The organism is Streptomyces sp. NPDC001530, from assembly GCF_042894545.1.
GTDB lineage: Bacteria > Actinomycetota > Actinomycetes > Streptomycetales > Streptomycetaceae > Streptomyces.
In genome coordinates this window covers 285,085-303,050 of the sequence record NZ_JBIAVS010000009.1, presented here as the reverse complement: position 1 = coordinate 303,050, position 17,966 = coordinate 285,085, and the positions used below count along the sequence as shown (strand labels likewise).

Genomic DNA, 17,966 nt, shown 5'->3' with positions numbered 1-17,966 from the left:
GTCCAACGATGATTCCTGCACCCTCGATAAGCAACGCTGATGCCATGCGGGATCCTGGAGCGCATGGACCCGCATCTCCTGCGTACGTACGTCACCGTGGCCCGGCTCGCGTCCTTCTCGGAGGCCGCGCGCGAACTCGGCTACACCCAGTCCGCGGTGTCCCAGCACATCGCCGCCCTGGAGCAGGACCTCGGCGCGCCCCTGCTCACCCGGCGCCCGGTCGCGCCCACCGCGGCGGGCGAGCGGCTCCTCGAACACGCGGGACCGCTGCTGTTGCGCCTGGACGCGGCCCGCGCCGACGTCGCCCGGATGGCAGCCGCGCCCGAGCACGGGCTGACGCTCGCCGTCACGCCGACCGCGCTCGGACCGCGTACCCTCGCCGCGCTCCCCGCGGCCGGCGTGACCCTGCGGGTGCTGGCCCGCGACGAGATCCCCGCGGCGGTCGCCACCGGAACCGCGGACCTGGGGCTCGTCGACGGCCTCGCCGCGCCCAGCGACCCCCTGCGGCTGCCCGACGTGGCGCCGCTGACCACGCACGGCGCGGGGGAGGAGCCGGTCTGCGTCCTGCTGCCCGCCTCCCATCCGCTTGCCCGGCGCACGGGGCTGCGCCTCGGCGACCTCGTCGACGCCCGCTGGCTGGACGCCCCCGGTGCGGGCCTGCCGCTGGACCAACTCCGCGCCGCGAACGGCAGCGGAGGCTTCCGTCCGGCCCTGCGCTACGAGGGCACCGATATCCGTACCCTCACCGCCCTGGCCGCCGCGGGACACGGCCTGACCCTGCTGCCGCGCACGGTGGCCACCGGCGTGCCCGGAGCGGTCGCCGTCCCGCTCGTGGCGCCCCGCGTCGTGCACCTTACGGAGCTGGTGCACGGCGGATCGCTGTACGGAGCCGCGGCGACCATGGTGGACAAACTTCTCGAACGTGCATAACAGTCTCACTCGTTCGTGAATCGTCGTGCGCCGGAGCGCCGGGTAGAGCAAGACCCGGAGGCGGTCCGTAGAGCATCTGCCGGAGGCGATCCATGGAACAGACCGCGTTGCGTGCCAAACCGATGCCCGGTCAGGAGCCCGGCGGCGGTCGTCCGCCCACCGGCCCCCGGCGCCCGCATGCCGCGCGGCGCCGCGGCAAGCGGTTGATGAGCCTGCTCTTCGGCCTGTTCGTCGGGACGGTGCTGGTCCTGTCCGGCGTCGGAGTCGGCACCGTGGGCGCCACGGTGATCGGCATGAGCAAGCTGGCGGATCTTCAGAAGCAGGCCGGGGCGCAGGGGGCGGCGGGCCGGCAACCGGGGCAGCCCTCCGGTGCGCCGCAGGCGGGCGGCTCCAAGTCGGCATCCAACGCTGGGAGTCCGGTCCCCTCGAAGGAGTCCGAGAAGGAGCCCGTACGGGCAACCCTCGGCGTCGAGGCCGTCGACGCCTTCAAGGACGCGGGCGCACTCGTCGTCGGTGTCCACATCCCTGGCCCGGGCTACACGGCGGGCCTGGTCCGCGGCGACGTCCTGGTGGCCTTCGGTGAGAGCCGGATCGAGTCGGCCGCCGACCTCGCGCGCGCGGTCGCGGTCACGCACCCCGGGGCGGCCGTCACCCTCACGGTGCGCCACGCGAACGGGAGCCGCCAGCAACTGTCCACGGTCCCCGCTGTCGTGACGTAACGTCAGGCCACTCCCTTCAACGGCCCCCCAATGGGCCCCCAGGGCAGTCGCAGCGTCCAGGTCACGCCGGGGCCGACGACCAGCGGCCGTCCGGCGAAGGTGGTCGCTGCGGGCGTGTGCGCATGGCCGGACCCTCGGTTACTTAATGGGACGGACTCATCCAAGCATTAGCGGTAGTAGCAGAGCAGTGCTCGGCCGTTAGGCGAGCGGTCGGAAAGGGACGCGCCGCACGAAACCGGAAAAAGGCTGGCCGCGTGGAAGGTGGCACGTCACGATGGCCGCATGCTGAGCACCCTTCTCGCCTTCCTCGGCGCCTGCACACTGATCGCGGCCTCGCCCGGCCCGAGCACCGTGCTGATCATCAAGCAGTCGCTGCGTAGCAGGCGGTCCGGCTTCCTGACCGTGCTCGGCAACGAGACCGGCGTCTTCATCTGGGGCGTCGTCGCCGCGTTCGGCCTCACCGCACTGCTCGCCGCCTCCGAGATGGCGTACCACGTCATGCGCATCGTCGGCGCCGTCGTGCTCGTCGGCTTCGGCGTCCAGACCCTGCGGCAGGCGCGCCGCTCCAAGGGGGCCGTGGACGGAGGCTGGGAGGGCGCCGAGAGGAGCGGCTGGGCCTCCTACCGGGGCGGGCTGCTGCTCAACCTCGCCAACCCGAAGGCGGCCATCTTCGCCATGTCCTTCCTGCCGCAGTTCGTGCCCGAGGGCGCCCCGCACCTGCCCACCATGGTCGGTCTCGCCGCGCTCTGGGCGGTCTACGAGGTCGGCTACTACGGCCTGTACGTGTGGTTCGTCGGCCGGATGAAGGCCGTACTGTCCCGGACCGGCGTGCGCCGGCGCCTGGAGCAGGTCTCCGGAGGCGTCCTGCTGCTCCTGGGTGCCCGCCTCGCCCTGGAGAGCTGACACGCGGGGGCGGTAACCGGCTCGCGCGCGCCTCACCGGAAGGGCAGGATGCTGCCCGTGGACCCCTGGGAAACTCCGGACAGACGGAGGCATGGATGACCGGCACGCCCGCGCCCTTCACCGCCGGTGACTACGAGGCCCGTATGCGGCGCGCGGCGGAGTCCGCAGCGGACGCCGGGCTCGACGGCGTACTTGTCGCGCCCGGGCCCGATCTGGTGTGGCTGACCGGCTACCGGCCCGTGGAGACCGAGCGGCTCACTCTGCTGGTGCTGAGGGCCGGACAGGACCCGGTCCTGGTCGTACCCACCCTGGAGGCGCCCGACGCGGCCAAGGCGGCCGGCGCGCCCTCGCTGGCCCTCCGCGACTGGACCGACGGCCAGGACCCGTACGAGGCTGCCGCGTCCCTCATGGGCCGCGAGGGCCGCTTCGGAGTCAGCGACAACGCCTGGGCCCTGCACCTCCTCGGCCTCCAGAAGCGGCTGCCGGACACGCGGTACGTCGCCCTCACCGAGGCCCTGCCGATGCTGCGGGCCGTCAAGGACTCGGCCGAACTGGAGCGGTTGGCGGCCGCGGGAGCGGCCGCAGACGCAACGTACGAGGAGATCCGGAAGGTTCCCTTCAGTGGCCGCCGGGAGGCCGACGTGGCCGCCGACGTCGCCGATCTGCTGCGGCGGTTCGGGCACTCCCAGGTCGACTTCACCATCGTCGCCTCGGGCCCGAACGGCGCCAACCCGCACCACGAGGCCGGCGACCGCGTCATCCAGCGCGGCGACATGGTCGTCCTGGACTTCGGCGGCCTCAAGGAGGGCTACGGCTCCGACACCTCCCGCACGGTTCACGTCGGGGAACCGGACGACGAGGAACGCAGGGTGCACGACATCGTGCGCGCGGCCCAGGAGGCGGGCTTCCGCGCCGTGAAGCCCGGTGTCGCCTGCCAGGACGTCGACCGGGCGGCCCGCGCGGTCATCACCGAGGCCGGGTACGGCGAGTACTTCATCCACCGCACCGGGCACGGTATCGGCGTCACCACCCACGAACCGCCGTACATGATCGCGGGAGAAGAGCAGCCCCTCGTACCCGGAATGTGCTTCTCCGTGGAGCCCGGCATCTATCTGCCCGGCCGCTTCGGCGTGCGCATCGAGGACATCGTGACGGTGACCGAGGAGGGCGGACGCCGCCTCAACACCACCTCCCGCGAGCTGGTGATCGTCGACTGACCGACCATCAGAAGCACTTCCCAAGGCCCCCAAGGCCCCCAAGGCCCCCAAGGCCCCCAACGTTCCCAACGCCACAGAGCCCCAACGCCCCCGACGACAACGGCGCGACCATGACCCAGGCACCGACACCGACCACGGACACCGTCCGCCGACTGGTCCGTTCCCTGCTCGCCGAGGGCGCCGCGGCGGGCGCCGGACCCGATGTCCGGCCCGTCGTGGCGGGCGGCGAGCACTGCACCTGGTGGGTGGGCACGCGCCATGTGCTGCGGCTCGCCCAGGACCGCGACGCCTCCGCACGCCAGCGCCGCGAACTGCGGCTGCGCGACCTGGTCCGGCCACACGTCGGAGTCCCGGTCCCGGTGAGCGTCGCGCACGGCGAATGGGCGAGCGGACTGAGCTACACCCTCGACACCCGGCTGCCCGGCGTCTCCGGCGAGGAGCAGGCCGTCTCGGCCGTCGGTGAGGCAGACCTGGCGGGACTGCTCACAGGGCTGCGCGAAGTGCCCGTACGCCAGGCCGAGGCGCTCGGTGTCCCGCGCGTCGCGCCACGCTCGCTGGAGGCGCTCCGGACTGCTGCCGCGCGCGCCGCCGAACAGCTCGCCGCCGCCGACGAGTTCGACCCCGCGCGCCTGGCCCAGCTCACCGCGCCCGCCGCCGTCCAGCTCGCCGCACAGCCTGCCGCCGCGGTGCTCGTGCACCACGACCTCAAGGGCGAACACCTCGTGGTCAGCGCCGACGGGCGGGTACGCGGTGTCCTCGACTGGACCGACACCGTGATCGGCGACCCCGCCGAGGACATCGCCGGGCTCGCCATCGCCGTCGGCGCGCCCGCGGCCGTACGCGCCGCCACACTCGCCGGGTATGGCGCCCGCCCCTGTCTGCGCGGCCTGTGGCTGTCCCGCTGCGACACCGTGATCCGCCTCGCCGATCGCCTCCAGGGGCGTGACACCGGCCCCGTCCCGCTGTTGGAGACCCAACTGCGCCGTGCCTGGGAGGCGATCCTGCTGGAACGGGTCACTGATCTGCGGGACGGGTTGGACGAGACGCCGTAGGGAGGGTGCGGGCGTCGCGTCGGGTCGCGTCGCGTCGGGTCGCGTTGCGTGGCGTCGGGTCGCTTTGGGCGCGGCTCGCCTCGACTTGCCGGGAGGACGTAAACGCTTACGCGAGCGTTTACGTGAGCCTTTACGTAAACGCTTGCGCATACGTTTACGTAAGCGTTTGCGTAAGCGTTTGCGTAAGCGTTTGCGTAAACGTTTACGTCGAGCGACCTCGCCGAGTGCCGCACGCCTGTGTCAGCGCTGACGCCGAGCGCCTCACGCCTGCGTCAGCACCACGCATGACTCGCCCGGCACGCTCAACACCCCGTCCGCGTCCGGCGCTTCGACCGGCTCCCAGGCGGCCAGCACGCGCGTGTGGCGGATGCCGAGCGGGATCGCCGCGGTCTCCTTCGAGAGGTTGACGGCGACGCGGACGTCACCGCGACGGAGCGCCAGCCAGCGGGCCTGCGCGTCGTGGGCGACCCTGACCGCCGCGAGATCGGGGTCGGCGAGGTCGGCCTGACGGTGGCGCAGGGCGATCAGCTCGCGGTACCAGGCCAGCACGCGCGCGTGGAGGGCCTTTTCGGGTTCCGACCAGTCGAGGCAGGAGCGGTCCCGGGTCGCCGGGTCCTGGGGATCGGGAACGTCCTCCTCGGCCCAGCCGTGCGCCGCGAACTCCCGCCGCCTGCCCCGCCGTACGGCGTCGGCGAGCTCGGGATCGGTGTGGTCGGTGAAGAACTGCCAGGGCGTGCCGGCGGCCCACTCCTCGCCCATGAACAGCATCGGCGTGAAGGGCGCGGTGAGCGTCAGTGCGGCGGCACAGGCCAGCAGCCCGGGGGAGAGGGAGGCCGAGAGCCGGTCTCCTTGGGCGCGGTTGCCGATCTGGTCGTGGGTCTGGGCGTAGCCGAGCAGACGGTGTGCCGAGACGCGCGTACGGTCCAGCGGGCGGCCGTGGGAGCGCCCGCGGAAGCTGGAGTACGTGCCGTCGTGGAAGTAGCCCGAGGTCAGCGTCTTGGCGAGCGCGGCGAACGGGGCGCGCGCGAAGTCCGCGTAGTAGCCCTGTGTCTCACCGGTCAGCGCGGTGTGCAGCGCGTGATGGAAGTCGTCGTTCCACTGGGCGTGCAGTCCGAGGCCGCCTTCCTCGCGGGAGGTGATCAGCCGAGGGTCGTTCAGATCCGACTCGGCGATCAGGAAGAGCGGCCGGCCGAGGTCGTCGGCGAGCGCGTCCACGGCCGTCGACAGCTCCTCCAGGAAGGGCACCGCGCGCGTGTCGCGCAGGGCGTGCACCGCGTCCAGGCGCAGCCCGTCGAGCCGGTAGTCGCGCAGCCACGCCAGCGCGCTGCCGACGAGATACGCGCGCACCTCGTCCGAACCGGGCGCGTCCAGGTTCACGGCGGAGCCCCAGGGCGTCTGATGGGTGTCCGTGAAGTACGGCCCGAACGCGGGCAGATGGTTGCCGGACGGGCCGAGGTGGTTGTGCACCACGTCGAGCACGACGCCGAGGCCGAGTTCATGGGCTCTGTCGACAAAGCGCTTCAGTGCCTCGGGGCCGCCGTACGGCTCGTGCACGGCCCACAGCGAGACGCCCTCGTATCCCCAGCCGTGCCGCCCCGGGAACGGGCACAGCGGCATCAACTCCACGTGAGTGACGCCCAGTTCCGCGAGATGGTCGAGCCGCTCGGCGGCCGCGTCCAGCGTGCCCTCGGGCGTGTACGTCCCCACGTGCAGCTCGTACAGGACCGCACCCGGCAGTGGGCGCCCCGCCCACTCGGTGCGCCAGGCGTACCGCCCCTGGTCGACCACCGCGCTCAGGCCGTCGGGGCCGTCCGGCTGCCGCCGCGAGCGGGGATCGGGCAGCACGGGGCCGTCGTCCACCGCGAACCCGTAGCGCGTCCCGTCCTGCGCGTCCGCCTCACCCGTCCACCACCCGGCACGCTCCGGATCGCGCTCCAACGCGCGCGTGGCGCCCGCGCAATGGAGCGTCACCTGGTCGGCCTGCGGTGCCCACACCTCGAACCGCACAGACGGTTCCCCCTTGTCAGCTCACCGTGACGTAGCCCGTCCATGGTGCTTCACTTGAGATCAATTCGCTTTCGAATCCACCCTTTTGCCGCGTGTTTGCCGTGCATTTGCCGCGCGGAACGAGCGGGTCGGCCGCAGCGGCCGTTTCCATGTTTTCTGGACACCCCGCTCTCGCTGCCCGACAATCACCAGCGTGACGTCGTCTTTCGAGTTCCACACGTACCCCGCGCGGCTGTCCGACGCGGAGCGCGACCGGGCGCTCAAGGCGCTCCGTGACGGCGTCGCTCTCGGCCGTCTCTCGCACGACACGTTCATCCGCCGCATGGAGCTGGCCCTCGCCGCCCGCAGGTCCGACGAACTCGCCGTGCTCACCGCCGACCTGCCCACCGAAGGCCGCTGGTCGAAGCTGGTGTTCGGCACCGTGGAGGCGGTCTCCGGCTTCACCGTACGACTGCGCAGGGCCTGGCAGGCCGAGCGGCTCCCGAAGCTTCAGCTGCCCCACCCGGGCAGCCCCTACCCGCTGCGCATCGGCCGTGACCCCGCCAGCGGACTGCGGCTCAACCACGAGACGGTGTCCCGTGTGCACGCCGAACTGAGCCGGCAGGGCGGGCTGTGGGTGCTGCGCGATCTGGGCTCGACGAATGGCACGACCGTCAACGGGCGGCGCGTCATCGGCGCCACGGTGGTCAAGGACGGCGATCAGATCGGCTTCGGGCGGATGATGTTCCGGCTCGCGTCGGAGTGAGCCGCATTCCGGCTCGCGTCGGAGTGCGCACGACCTTCCGTCTGTCGTACTGAGCCCCGGCCCCAACGACCTCTGGCCTGGGGTTCACGTACCGATTTCCTCAACATCCCTTAGGTTCCGCGGTGTTGACGTACCCCCAGAGCCGTGACTGACTGTGCGTACACCATGCACATCAGGTGAACCGACGGCACCACATAAGTGGAGGTGTGCCCTGCCGCCACTCCTCCGCTACCCGACTGTGGACGAGCTGGGCGCCCGTGCGGCCGCGCTCGTCGCCCGCCGTCCGCGGGACGCCCGGCTGCGCCGCGTGGGCACCTCACGGGCGGGCACGCCGCTGTGGCTCCTGTCCGTCGGACACGGCAGCCGCCAGGCCCTCGTCGTCGCCGGACCGCACGCCAACGAACCCGTCGGCGGCGCCACGGTCCTGCGTCTCGCCGAACGGGCGCTCGCCGACCCCCGGTTGACCGAGGGGGCGGACACCACCTGGAATCTGCTGCTCTGCCTCGACCCCGACGGCGCCCGTCGCAACGAGACCTGGCTGTCGGGCCCGTACACCCTCGGCCACTACTTCCGGCACTTCTTCCGGCCAGGCTTCCTGGAACAGCCCGAATGGCTGCCCGAGGGCGCGGACGGGGCCACCCTGCCCGAGACCCGCGCCCTCCTCGACCTCCAGGACGAACTGCGGCCCTTCCTGCAGTGCTCCCTGCACGGCGTCGACGTCGGCGGCGCCTTCGTCGAGCTGACCCGTGAGCTGCCCGGGCTCGCCCAGCGCGTCGCGCACTCCGCCGCGCGCCTTGGCATCCCGCGCGAACTCGGCCCGTACGACACCCTGTACTGGCCGATGCTCGGGCCAGCCGTCTACCGCATCCCCCCGCCCCGCAGGGGCGGCCTGGCCGCCGCCATCACCGAGGCCGCGGTCGAGTCCACCTGGTTCCACCCGCACGCGTACGGCACGGTGACGGCGGTCGTCGAGGCCCCCATGTGGGGCGTCGCGACCGTGGAGGACCCCACGCCGCCCGCCGACGCCGACGCGATGCTGCGCTCCGTCAGCCGCACGCTGCGCCGCGACACGGGGCTCCTGGAGGGCATCCTCGCGCGCGTGCGGCCCGAGCTCGGCACCTCCCCGGACGTGGCCTGCCTGCTCGCGCCCGTGGACGACTATTTACTGGTCGGCCCCGGGCTCGCCGACTCATGGGACCCCGACACCTACGACGCCGGCGCCCGCCCCCTGCCTCCGCTCGACACCGCCCGCCTGACGGCGCTGCGCCTCGCGGGACGCCGGGTCGCGCTGCGCACGGCCGGGCTGCTGCACCAGCTCGTGACCGCCACCGGGCACGACCCGTGCGGTGTGCTGCCCGAGCTCGACCGGCTCATCGACGAGTGGTGCGCCGACTACCGCGAGGGCTGCGGGGCGCGCTGGATACCGGTGGCCCGCCAGGTCGAGTACCAGGCGCGCGTGGTGCTCGCCGCGTTCGAACTCGCCGGGCGGCACGCGCCCGTGCGCTCCCGTTCGGGTGAGTCCGGGTGGGGTTCGCAGGCCGCGGTGCCGATGCATCTGGAATGACGAAACCCATTCCGGCGAACGCTGTTCAAGCGAAGGCTCCGCAATCGAAGACCGTTCAAGCGGTACGTGTCGGCCTGCTGGCGGCACCCCAGGAGTCCCTCTCAGGCAACTGGCTCTACCTCACCGTCACCCGCGGTGACGTCCGCTCCGGCGACACCCGCGGCACGCTGCTGCTCTGCGACCCGCCTCAAGGACACCCGCACGCGGCACAGTTCTGCGAGGAACTCCGCGCCGTCAAGGGCGACATCTCCCGGATCCCGCCGAGGGCCGACGTCCTGTGCCCCTTGGTCTACGCCCCGGTGACCGCGTCGGCCCAGGGCGTATGGGACGGTCGCCGGGTCACGTACACGCACACCTTCTCGAACTCCTGCGTGATGGGGGCCGAGACGGGAGCGGCGTTCGGGCTGTCGGACTGAGGCGGGCGGCGGACCGGCGCGCGCGCCCATGCGCACGCGCGCGTACGCGTCGAAACGCTCTCAAGCCGCGTTGTCGCGCGCGTGACGGGCCGCCGCCACCACCGTACGGGCCTGGTGCTCGACCTGGTGCTCCAGCGGGACCCAGCGGGCGCGGAACCGTTCGGCGAAGGCGTCGCTCCAGGCGGCGACGAGGCCTTCGAGGCGCGGCGCCTCGCGGTCGTCGGCCTCCAGGAGGACGCGCAGCAGCATCGCGGCGGCGCGCAGCGGGAGCCGGCGGCCGAACGCGTCGACACTGCCGACGTACGCCATCGTCGTGTCCGGAGGCGGCGTCTGGACCCAGTCGTCGGCGAGGCCCGGCACCAGGTCCAGCGCCCACTTCGCGGCCCGCAGAAGCGGCCCGTGGGGGCCTGGCAGCCGAGGCAGGGCCTCCGCGAGCACCGCCTCCACCTGGAGCGCGTCACGCAGCAGCCGGCGCGCCAGACGCCGCATCGCCGCCGCCGGAGCGGGGTGCGGCGCCGGATCGTCCACCAGGTCGCTGGCCCACATCGGCACCTCGACGACGGCGGTCAGACCGCCGTACCGGTGGGCGTGGTACCAGGTGCTGTGCCGGGCGTCGTCGGGCATGCTCGGGTAGGCCGCGTCGGAACCGGGCGCCGGCATCACATGCACCCCGGGCCCGGAGGCGGGCCAGCCCGCGGCGTCCGACGCGGCCGTCTCCACCGGTATGTGCAGCTCCGCCGCGGACTTGGCGAACGGCTCGGCGAGCCCCGGGATGTCCTTGGTCAACTGCACCCAGCTGCCGCCCAGATCGGTCCCGTGGAGGGTCACTTGCAGGTAGGGCCGCAGCTCGTCGATGACCCGGGTCAGGGCGCGGGTCTCCGGCGGCAGCCGGTCGGGCGGCAGGACGGACGGTGACCACTCCGGCTGCTCGGGCCCGGCCGGACGGAAGAAACCCAGGTGGTAGTCGAGCAGGGTGCGCGGTGCGGGCGTCACATGGAGGCTCGCCCCGTCCGGGTCCGCGCAGAGCAAAAAGTGCCAGGAGGTCTCGGCCCGCAACTCCCGCTCGTGCAGTGCACGTTCGGCCAGAGCCAGTAGGGTCGAACCGCCCGTCGGTTCGTTGGCGTGGGCGCCCGCCACGACGAGGACCGCGCGTTGCGCGTGGCCGATGGACAGCAGGTGAAGGGGTCTGCCCGCGCGCGAGACGCCCACTTGTCTGAGGACGCACAAGCCGGGTCGGTGAGTCGCCAACGCCCGGGCGGACGAGACGATTTCGGTCACACTGGGGTAGCGCAACTCCGGCAGGAGACTCACCCCCGACTTGTCCGCCCTGCGTCGCTTTTGGCAGTACTCCACGGACTGGGTGAACTGTCAAGGAGGTGGCGGGGCGGCTCCAGGGGGCGCCAGGTGGCATTTACCGCTGGTAGGGGGGTGTCGCACCGTCAGGGGGGACTTCACGGTCGGCTGCGAGGGGGAATGCGTTTTTGGCCACGCGGGGGAGTCACTGCTGATGCAGGCCACGCCCCGCGAGCGTCAGGAACGTCTCGCCGACGGCCTCCGAGAGGGTGGGGTGTGCGTGGATGTGCCGGGCCACGTCGGACGGCTCGGCGTCCCAGCCGACGATCAGCTGGCTCTCCGCGATCATCTCGGACACGTTCGGGCCCACCAGGTGGACGCCGAGCACCTGTCCGCCGCCGGCCTCGGCGACGACCTTCACCATGCCGCCCTGGCCGTGCACCATGCCCTTCGCGACGGCGGTCAGCGGCATCGTGTTGACGTCCACCTCGTGCCCACGCGCGCGTGCCTCCGCCTCGCTCAGTCCCACGGCCGCGGTCTGCGGCGACGAGTAGGTGACCCGGGGCACGGCCGCGTAGTCGACCGGCGCGGACGGCAGCCCGGCCAGCGTCTCGGCCACCAACAGGCCCTCGGCGAACGAGGCGTGGGCGAGCCCGAGGGACGGGGGAGGCAGCAGATCGCCCACCACGTGGATACCGGGCACCGCCGTCTCCAGCCGGTCCCAGTCGGCGGGTGCCACGAAGCCCCGCTCGTCCGCCACTAGGCCCGCAGCGGACAGCTCCAGTCCGTCGGTCACCGGGGCCCGCCCGACGGCCACCAGGAGCCGCTCGGCCTCGAGGGTGCGGGTCTCACCCCGCGCGGTGCGCACCCGCGCCCGTACGCCGTCGTCGAGGACCTCCGCGTCGAGCAGCCGCGCCCCTGCCTGCACGTCGATGCCGCGTTTCTTCAGACCGCGCGTCAAGTGACGGCTCACCTCCGCGTCCTCGAGCGGTACGAGCCGGTCGGCGGCCTCCACAAGAGTCACGTCCGCGCCCATGGAACGGTGGAACGAGGCGTACTCGACGCCGATCGCACCGCCACCGAGCACCAGCACGGACTTCGGGAGCCCGGGCGCGAACAGGGCGTCGTCGCTCGTCACCACGCGCCGTCCGTCCGGCGTGAGCCCGGGGAGCGTGCGCGGGCGCGAGCCGGTCGCCAGGACGATCCCACGGCGTGCGGTGAAGTCCCCCGCGCCCTCGATACGTACGCTGCGGGGTCCCGTCAGCCGAGCGCTGCCGCGCACGACCCGCACGCGCGCGTGTGCGAGGTGCGCCTCCACGCCTTGGTGGTTGCGGCGCACGATGTCGTCGCGCGTGGCGACCAGCGCGGGCCAGTCGACCTCCTCCAGCGTGGCCTTCACGCCCCAGCGCTCGCGTGCCTCCGCGATGCCGTCGATCAGCTCGGCCGCGTGCAGCATCGCCTTGCTCGGGATGCAGCCGCGGTGCAGACAGGTCCCGCCGACCTTGTCGCGCTCGGCGAGTACGACGTCGAGACCGAGGGCGGCGGCGCGCAGGGCGGTGCTGTATCCGCCGGTGCCGCCGCCGATGACGATGACGTCAGGTGTGACATCGGATGTCCTCATGTCGTCCATGCCCTCACCCTCCGTCCGATGCTTGCCATGAGTCCAAGGCAATGTTCTTGTGGAACCCATGCAGAACGCTTATGGGTTGGCCGGAGGGATCGATCAGGGGAGGCCCCGGACATGAGCCTGCGTCAGATGGAGTACTTCCTGACGGTCGTCGAGGAGGCGTCGTTCACGCGCGCCGCCGAGGTCCTCCACGTCACCCAGCCCGCGCTCTCCCACCAGATCAAGGCCCTGGAGAAGTCGGTCGGCGGCGCCCTCCTGGAGCGCATGCCGCGCGGTGTGCGCCTGACGCCCATGGGCCGGGCCTTCCGGCCGCACGCCGAACTCGCCGTCCGCAGCGCCGCACAGGCCCAGCGGGCCGCGCGCGCCGCCGCCGGCGCGGAGGGCGGCGAACTGCACATCGCCGCCGTGCACTCCGTCGCCGTGGGCGTGCTGCCGGACGTCTTCGCACGCTGGCGGGCCGCTCACCCCGGCGTCCTGCTGCACCTCCACGAATACGCCACCTCACAGGCGCTGGAGGAGCAGGTCGAGCGCGGCATCGCCGACCTCGCCGTCGGTCCCGCGCCCACCGACTGGCCCGGAAGCGTCCTGCCCGTCGGCGAGGAGGAGATCGTCCTCGTCGTGCCCTTCGACGACCGCTTCGCCGGCCGTACGACGGTGACCCTGGCCGAGTTGTCGGACCGCCCCTGGATCCGGTGCGCCATGGAGCCCGTGGTCCATGGACAGCGCTTCCTCGACTGGGCGTGCGGACAGGCGGGCTTCCGGCCGCGTACCGCCGTGTTCACCGAGCACACGTCGACGGCCGTACGGATGGCGGCGGCCGGGGTGGGCGTCACCACCGCGCCCTCGCACATCGTGCGCGGCGCCGTCGGCGAGGACTGCGTGGTGCTCTCCGTCGACCCGCCCTGGAGGCGCGCCCTGACCGTCTTCTCACGGGTACCGCCGACGGGCGTCGCCGAGGCCTTCGTGGAGCTCCTGCGCACCTCATGGCCCTCCGGAGAGGGCCGCTCCGGAGAGGGCCGCTACGGAGAGGAGCGTTACGGGGAGGAGCGTTACGGGGAGGGGGTCTACGGAGAGCGGACCTACGAAGGGAAGCTCCACGAAGAGGGGGCTTACAAAGACCGGGCCCGCGGAGAGGCCCCCGCGTCACCCGTACGGGCGTATGAGGACTGCGGTCCAGGCGCGGCGGTGGTCCGCTGAGAACAACCGCGCGCGGGTCCTGCGCGCACATTCGAGGTGGAGGCCGGCGGTGCTGTGTCCTCACGGTCTTCCTGGCGAAGGCGCGCCCGTGGCCACGCCGACGGGACCACCGCCCGCGCGGTTGCTGTCGGCACCCCCCGGGGCGCCGCCGTTGAATCCGTCCGCGCCGCCGAGCCCCTTCGCGCCCCCGAGCCCGGGCCCGGAGAGCCGCTCGGCGCCGCCGAGTCTGCTCGCGCCCGGGACCGAGCGCGACCCGTACCCGCTGTACCGGACCCTCCGCGAGCGCCACCCACTCGTGTACGACGAGCCGTTCGGCTCCTGGCTGGTCAGCCGGTACGCCGATGTCCGTGCCGCCCTCGCGGACCCGCGGCTCGTCGCGCCGCCGCCCGGACGCACGCTGGCCCACCTGGAGGGCGGCACGCACAGCGCGCACCGGGCCCTCGTCTCCCCGGCGTTCCGTGGCCGTGCGCTGGCTGCTCTGACCGCCGGTGTCGAGCGCACGGCGTACGTCCTCGCCCGTCGCCTCGCCGCCCGCCAGGAAGCCGATCTGGTGGCGGAGTTCTGCCACTGGCTGCCCACCGCGGCGGCCGTCGCCGCGCTCGGGCTGCCGTACGAGGACACCGCGCACGTGCACGCGTGGTGCCGCACGGGCCTCGACCACCTGGGCGGACACCATCCCGAACTCGACGCCTTCCTGCGCCCGTACATCGCCCGCCGCCGCGCCCGCCCGGGCGCCGATCTGCTGTCCGCGCTGTGCACGGCGCGGGCCGACGGGCGTCCGCTGTCCGACGAGGCCGTGGCGGGGCTGGCCGGGACGCTTCTCGGGGCGGGCGGCGAGGCGACCGCCCGGGCGCTCGCGTCGTTCCTCGCCAATCTCCTCGACCACCCTGGCCAGTTGGGGGTGATCCGCGCCCGTCCCGCGCTAACGGCCGGTGCCTGGGCCGAGTCGCTGCGCCGCGATCCACCGCTGCATGTCGTGTCGCGCCGGGCCGTCGAGCCGGTCGGCCCGATGATCCCCGAGGGCGCCACCGTGGCGTGTCTGCTGGGCGCGGCGGGCCGCGATCCGGCACGGTTCGCCGACCCGGACCGCTACGACGCCTTCCGCGCCGACCCGGGGGATCTCGCGTACGGCTCCGGACGGCACTTCTGCCCGGGCCAGCTGCTTGCCGGGCTCACCGCGGAACACGGCCTGCACGCCCTGCTGGCCGCCCTGCCGGACCTCCGCTGGGCCCCGGGCTTCCGGCCCGCTCCGGAGGGTCTGATCAGCCGCTCTCCGCGGACCCTGCTGGTGTGCCTGCGCTGACCCGCTCCAGCAAGGCCACGGGCAACCGCTCGAAAAGCTCCTCCACGCGCGCGCGCCCCGTGAACTCCCTTCCCGGGGAGAGCACATCGGCCCAGAGCCCCTCGGGGAGCGTGAGACGGGTGTCGCGCCAGCCACCGGCGTCGGCCAGCCGCAGCGACATCCGCGTGACGGCCGTGATCACCTCTCCGGAGCGCACGAACGCCACACAGTGCGCGGCGCCCGGGCCCCGAGCCGGCAGTGGCGCGTACGTCGCAGAGTCGCCGAAGACAGCCGGGCGCCGCCCGCGCAGCCGCAGCGCGGCCGTCGTCAGAGCGGCTTTCTCCGAGAGCCGCTCCTGCGGCGCGAACGGACGCCGGTTGTCCGGGTCCACGAGCGCGAGGTACTCGCCCTCGGTGCCCTGGTAGACGTCCGGCACCCCGGGCATCGTCAGATGGACCAGAGCGGCCCCCAGGACGTTCGCCCGGACATGCGGCGCCAGGGCGGCCCGGAAGTCGGCCACGCGCCGCCCAGGCGCCCCGCACGGCCCCTCGGCGACGAACGCCGCGACCGCGTCCTCGTACGCGGGATCCCGCTCGGTCCAGGCGGTGTGCAGTCCGGCCTCCCTGATGTGCTTCAACAGGGCCCCCTGGACGCGCTCCTCGGAGGCCGGGCCGAGTCCGAACACGGTCTGCCACGCGGCCCACGCGACCTGCGGGTCGGGCACACCCGCGCCGTCGCGGGTCACCTCCGCCAGGACGTCGGCCCACCGCTCGGGGCACTGGGTGAGCACCGAGAGGGCCGCGCGCACGTCGGCGCTGCGCTTGGTGTCGTGCGTCGACAGCACGGTTCCGGTGGCGGGCCAGTCGCGCTGCACGCGCGTGCAGTAGGTGTGGAAGCCCTCCGGGGACACCGCCAGAGTGCCCGGGTCGCCGCCCACCTCGTTCGCCGAGAGGAGGGGCACATAGCGGTAGAACGCCGTGTCCTCCACGGACTTGGCCCGCAGCGCGGACGAGGTCTGCGCGAACCGGGCCCGGAACTCCGCGTGCCCGGGGCCGTCACCGGCCCGCCCGAGCACCAGATCCCGTACGACGTCCACGGCATGCGCCTCCTCGGGCACCGTGAACACCGCCCGGGCCTCGTCGGCGGCCTCCTCGGTCACCACCAGGGAGGCGTCCGTGGAGGCGTAGGGCCGGTACACCTCGAGGCGTACGAGGAGTTCCCGCAGCGCGCTGCCCAGGGCCCAGGGAGCGTGATCGCGCATCGCCGGGTCCGGGGACGTGGCGCACACACCGCTCGCCACGCGCGTGAGGCGATCGACCTCCGTGGCCAGCTCGTGCGTGACCACCTTGTAGGCCGCCCTGCGCACCGTCGACTCCCAGTGGCCGCCCCGGTCGGCCTGAGGGGCCGCGAACCGCCGGTACTGGCCGAGGAGTTCGCCCGCGCCCGCCGGGTCCGTGAACAGGCCGTCCACGTGCCGCAGTGCGTCGTAGCCCGTGGTGCCCGCGACGGGCCACGCGGCCGGCAGTGGTTCGCCGTCCGCGAGGATCTTCTCGACCACGGTCCAGCGGCCCCCCGTCGCCTCGTGCAGGCGGCGCAGATACGCGTCGGGGTCGGCGAGCCCGTCCGGGTGGTCGATGCGCAGCCCCTCGACCACGCCGTCGTCGAGCAGCTCCAGGATCTTCGTGTGGGTCGCCGAGAACACCTCCGGGTCCTCGACGCGCACTCCGATGAGCTCCGAGATGCTGAAGAAGCGGCGGTAGTTGAGCTCCGTACGGGCCAGCCGCCACCAGGCGGGGCGGTACCACTGCGCGTCGAGGAGTCGCGGCAGCGGCAGGTTCTCGGTGCCCTCGCGCAGCGGGAACACGTGGTCGTAGTAGCGCAGGACGTCGCCGTCGACCTTCAGGTGGTCGATTTCCGCGCCCAGCCGGTCCCCGAGCACCGGCAGCAGCAGCCGGCCGCCCTGGGCGTCCCAGTCGATGTCGAACCAGCGGGCGTACGGCGACTCAGGGCCCTCGCGCAGTACCTCCCACAGGGGGCGGTTGTGGCGCGGGGCCATGGCCATGTGGTTCGGCACGATGTCCAGGACGAGGCCCAGGCCGTGCTCCCGCGCGGTGCGCGCCAGGGAGCGCAGCCCCTCCTCGCCGCCGAGTTCGGCCCGCACACGCGTGTGGTCCACTACGTCGTAGCCGTGCGTCGATCCCGGGACGGCCTCCAGCACGGGCGAGAGCTGCAGATGCGAGACGCCGAGCGAGGCCAGATACGGCACGGCCGCCTCGGCGGCCCCGAAGGGGAACTCCGGCTGCAGCTGCAGCCGGTACGTGGCGGTCGGCACGGCGGGAACCACCGGGCCGGGGACCACCGAGTCCGGAATCACCGGGTCGGGACGCTCAGGTGTCATGCGATCCTACGTACCCGCCCTGCCGCCTTTCGTGTCATCGACGCATGCATACGGGCACGCGCGCGTGGCTGGCGTCGAACGATGGGGAACACGGGGCGGGGCGGCAGCCGGGGCACACACGGCACACCCGGAGCGGACGGCGCGCCGGAGCCGCCCGCCGACGCGAAAGCCGCGCCGGACACGCCGATCACGCCTCGCCGCGCGCCGACCGGCGCGCCGGGCACTCCGCCCCCGTGCGACCGGCACGCCGGATACCTCACCCCGTGCGACCGGCACGCCGGATACCTCACCCCGTGCGACCGGCACGCCGGATACCTCACCCCGTGCGACCGGCACGCCGGACACCTCACCCCGTGCGACCGGCAAACCGAGCACCCCGCCCCGTGCGACCAGCACGCCGGGCAACTGCGCCCCGTGCGACCAGCACGCTCGGTACCTATCACCGTGCCGTCGCCTGACCGGCGCGGCGCTTCCCGCAGCGTCCTTCCTGGGCCGGCTGCCCACTGCCACCATCCAGAGTTCGGCAGTGTGCTGCTCGTGGCGCGGTCGAGTGGCTCGCTGGGCGGCGCGGGTCTGGGCGGCGGACCCTCCACGCGCGTGTGGACCCGGAGAACCA

At 73.1% G+C, this 17,966-nt stretch carries 14 protein-coding genes and 1 pseudogene; 10 read left to right on the top strand and 5 right to left on the bottom strand.

Features of this window, described 5'->3' with window-relative positions:
• Positions 1 to 63 precede the first annotated feature (63 nt).
• Positions 64 to 930 carry a LysR family transcriptional regulator gene (locus tag ACFY0T_RS20555; protein ID WP_388872231.1) on the top strand — a complete coding sequence of 289 codons (867 nt, stop codon included), beginning with the start codon at positions 64 to 66 and terminating at the stop codon, positions 928 to 930.
• 92 nt (positions 931 to 1,022) lie between these two features.
• The gene (locus ACFY0T_RS20550; protein ID WP_388872228.1) at positions 1,023 to 1,649 is read left to right on the top strand and encodes a PDZ domain-containing protein; all 627 of its coding nucleotides are present in this window, start codon (positions 1,023 to 1,025) and stop codon (positions 1,647 to 1,649) included.
• A 38-nt stretch (positions 1,650 to 1,687) separates the two neighbouring features.
• On the opposite strand, the pseudogene ACFY0T_RS20545 reads toward ACFY0T_RS20550, so the two are convergent.
• Positions 1,688 to 1,780: pseudogene (locus ACFY0T_RS20545) on the bottom strand (phosphodiesterase); the annotation flags it as partial.
• A 151-nt stretch (positions 1,781 to 1,931) separates the two neighbouring features.
• On the opposite strand from ACFY0T_RS20545, the gene ACFY0T_RS20540 reads away from it, so the two are divergent.
• From ACFY0T_RS20540 to ACFY0T_RS20530, 3 genes are all read left to right on the top strand, one after another.
• Complete coding sequence (locus ACFY0T_RS20540; protein WP_388872225.1) at positions 1,932 to 2,552, top strand: LysE family translocator; 621 nt, start codon at positions 1,932 to 1,934, stop codon at positions 2,550 to 2,552.
• A gap of 95 nt (positions 2,553 to 2,647) precedes the next feature.
• Entirely contained in the window at positions 2,648 to 3,769 is a 1,122-nt protein-coding gene (locus ACFY0T_RS20535) for an aminopeptidase P family protein (RefSeq protein ID WP_388872222.1), read from the top strand.
• A 110-nt stretch (positions 3,770 to 3,879) separates the two neighbouring features.
• Complete coding sequence (locus ACFY0T_RS20530) at positions 3,880 to 4,821, top strand: aminoglycoside phosphotransferase family protein (RefSeq protein ID WP_388872219.1); 942 nt, start codon at positions 3,880 to 3,882, stop codon at positions 4,819 to 4,821.
• Between the two features lie 261 nt (positions 4,822 to 5,082).
• Here ACFY0T_RS20530 and treZ read toward each other — a convergent pair whose 3' ends face one another.
• On the bottom strand, positions 5,083 to 6,828 hold the full coding sequence (gene treZ / locus ACFY0T_RS20525; protein WP_388872216.1) for a malto-oligosyltrehalose trehalohydrolase: 1,746 nt from the start codon (positions 6,826 to 6,828) through the stop codon (positions 5,083 to 5,085).
• Between the two features lie 193 nt (positions 6,829 to 7,021).
• On the opposite strand from treZ, the gene ACFY0T_RS20520 reads away from it, so the two are divergent.
• From ACFY0T_RS20520 to ACFY0T_RS20510, 3 genes are all read left to right on the top strand, one after another.
• Positions 7,022 to 7,573 carry an FHA domain-containing protein gene (locus ACFY0T_RS20520; RefSeq protein ID WP_388872213.1) on the top strand — a complete coding sequence of 184 codons (552 nt, stop codon included), beginning with the start codon at positions 7,022 to 7,024 and terminating at the stop codon, positions 7,571 to 7,573.
• Between the two features lie 238 nt (positions 7,574 to 7,811).
• The gene (locus tag ACFY0T_RS20515; protein ID WP_388872210.1) at positions 7,812 to 9,137 is read left to right on the top strand and encodes a M14 family zinc carboxypeptidase; all 1,326 of its coding nucleotides are present in this window, start codon (positions 7,812 to 7,814) and stop codon (positions 9,135 to 9,137) included.
• On the top strand, positions 9,134 to 9,553 hold the full coding sequence (locus tag ACFY0T_RS20510; RefSeq protein WP_388872207.1) for an SSI family serine proteinase inhibitor: 420 nt from the start codon (positions 9,134 to 9,136) through the stop codon (positions 9,551 to 9,553). Before ACFY0T_RS20515 ends, ACFY0T_RS20510 begins: the two co-directional genes overlap by 4 nt.
• A gap of 60 nt (positions 9,554 to 9,613) precedes the next feature.
• Here the strand turns inward: ACFY0T_RS20510 and ACFY0T_RS20505 are convergent, their stop codons facing one another.
• Together ACFY0T_RS20505 and lpdA are read right to left on the bottom strand one after the other, a co-directional pair.
• A complete protein-coding gene (locus ACFY0T_RS20505) occupies positions 9,614 to 10,864 on the bottom strand; it encodes a M14 family zinc carboxypeptidase (RefSeq protein WP_388872204.1) in 1,251 nt (416 codons plus the stop codon).
• A 187-nt stretch (positions 10,865 to 11,051) separates the two neighbouring features.
• Entirely contained in the window at positions 11,052 to 12,476 is a 1,425-nt protein-coding gene (lpdA, locus tag ACFY0T_RS20500; RefSeq protein WP_388872201.1) for a dihydrolipoyl dehydrogenase, read from the bottom strand.
• Positions 12,477 to 12,587: 111 nt separating this feature from the next.
• Here lpdA and ACFY0T_RS20495 point away from each other — a divergent pair, with 111 nt between their 5' ends.
• Entirely contained in the window at positions 12,588 to 13,670 is a 1,083-nt protein-coding gene (locus ACFY0T_RS20495; protein WP_388872198.1) for a LysR family transcriptional regulator, read from the top strand.
• A gap of 88 nt (positions 13,671 to 13,758) precedes the next feature.
• Complete coding sequence (locus ACFY0T_RS20490) at positions 13,759 to 14,973, top strand: cytochrome P450 (RefSeq protein WP_388872195.1); 1,215 nt, start codon at positions 13,759 to 13,761, stop codon at positions 14,971 to 14,973.
• Here ACFY0T_RS20490 and treY read toward each other — a convergent pair.
• Entirely contained in the window at positions 14,933 to 17,350 is a 2,418-nt protein-coding gene (treY, locus tag ACFY0T_RS20485; RefSeq protein WP_388872192.1) for a malto-oligosyltrehalose synthase, read from the bottom strand. The genes ACFY0T_RS20490 and treY overlap by 41 nt on opposite strands.
• Between the last annotated feature and the right edge of the window lie 616 nt (positions 17,351 to 17,966).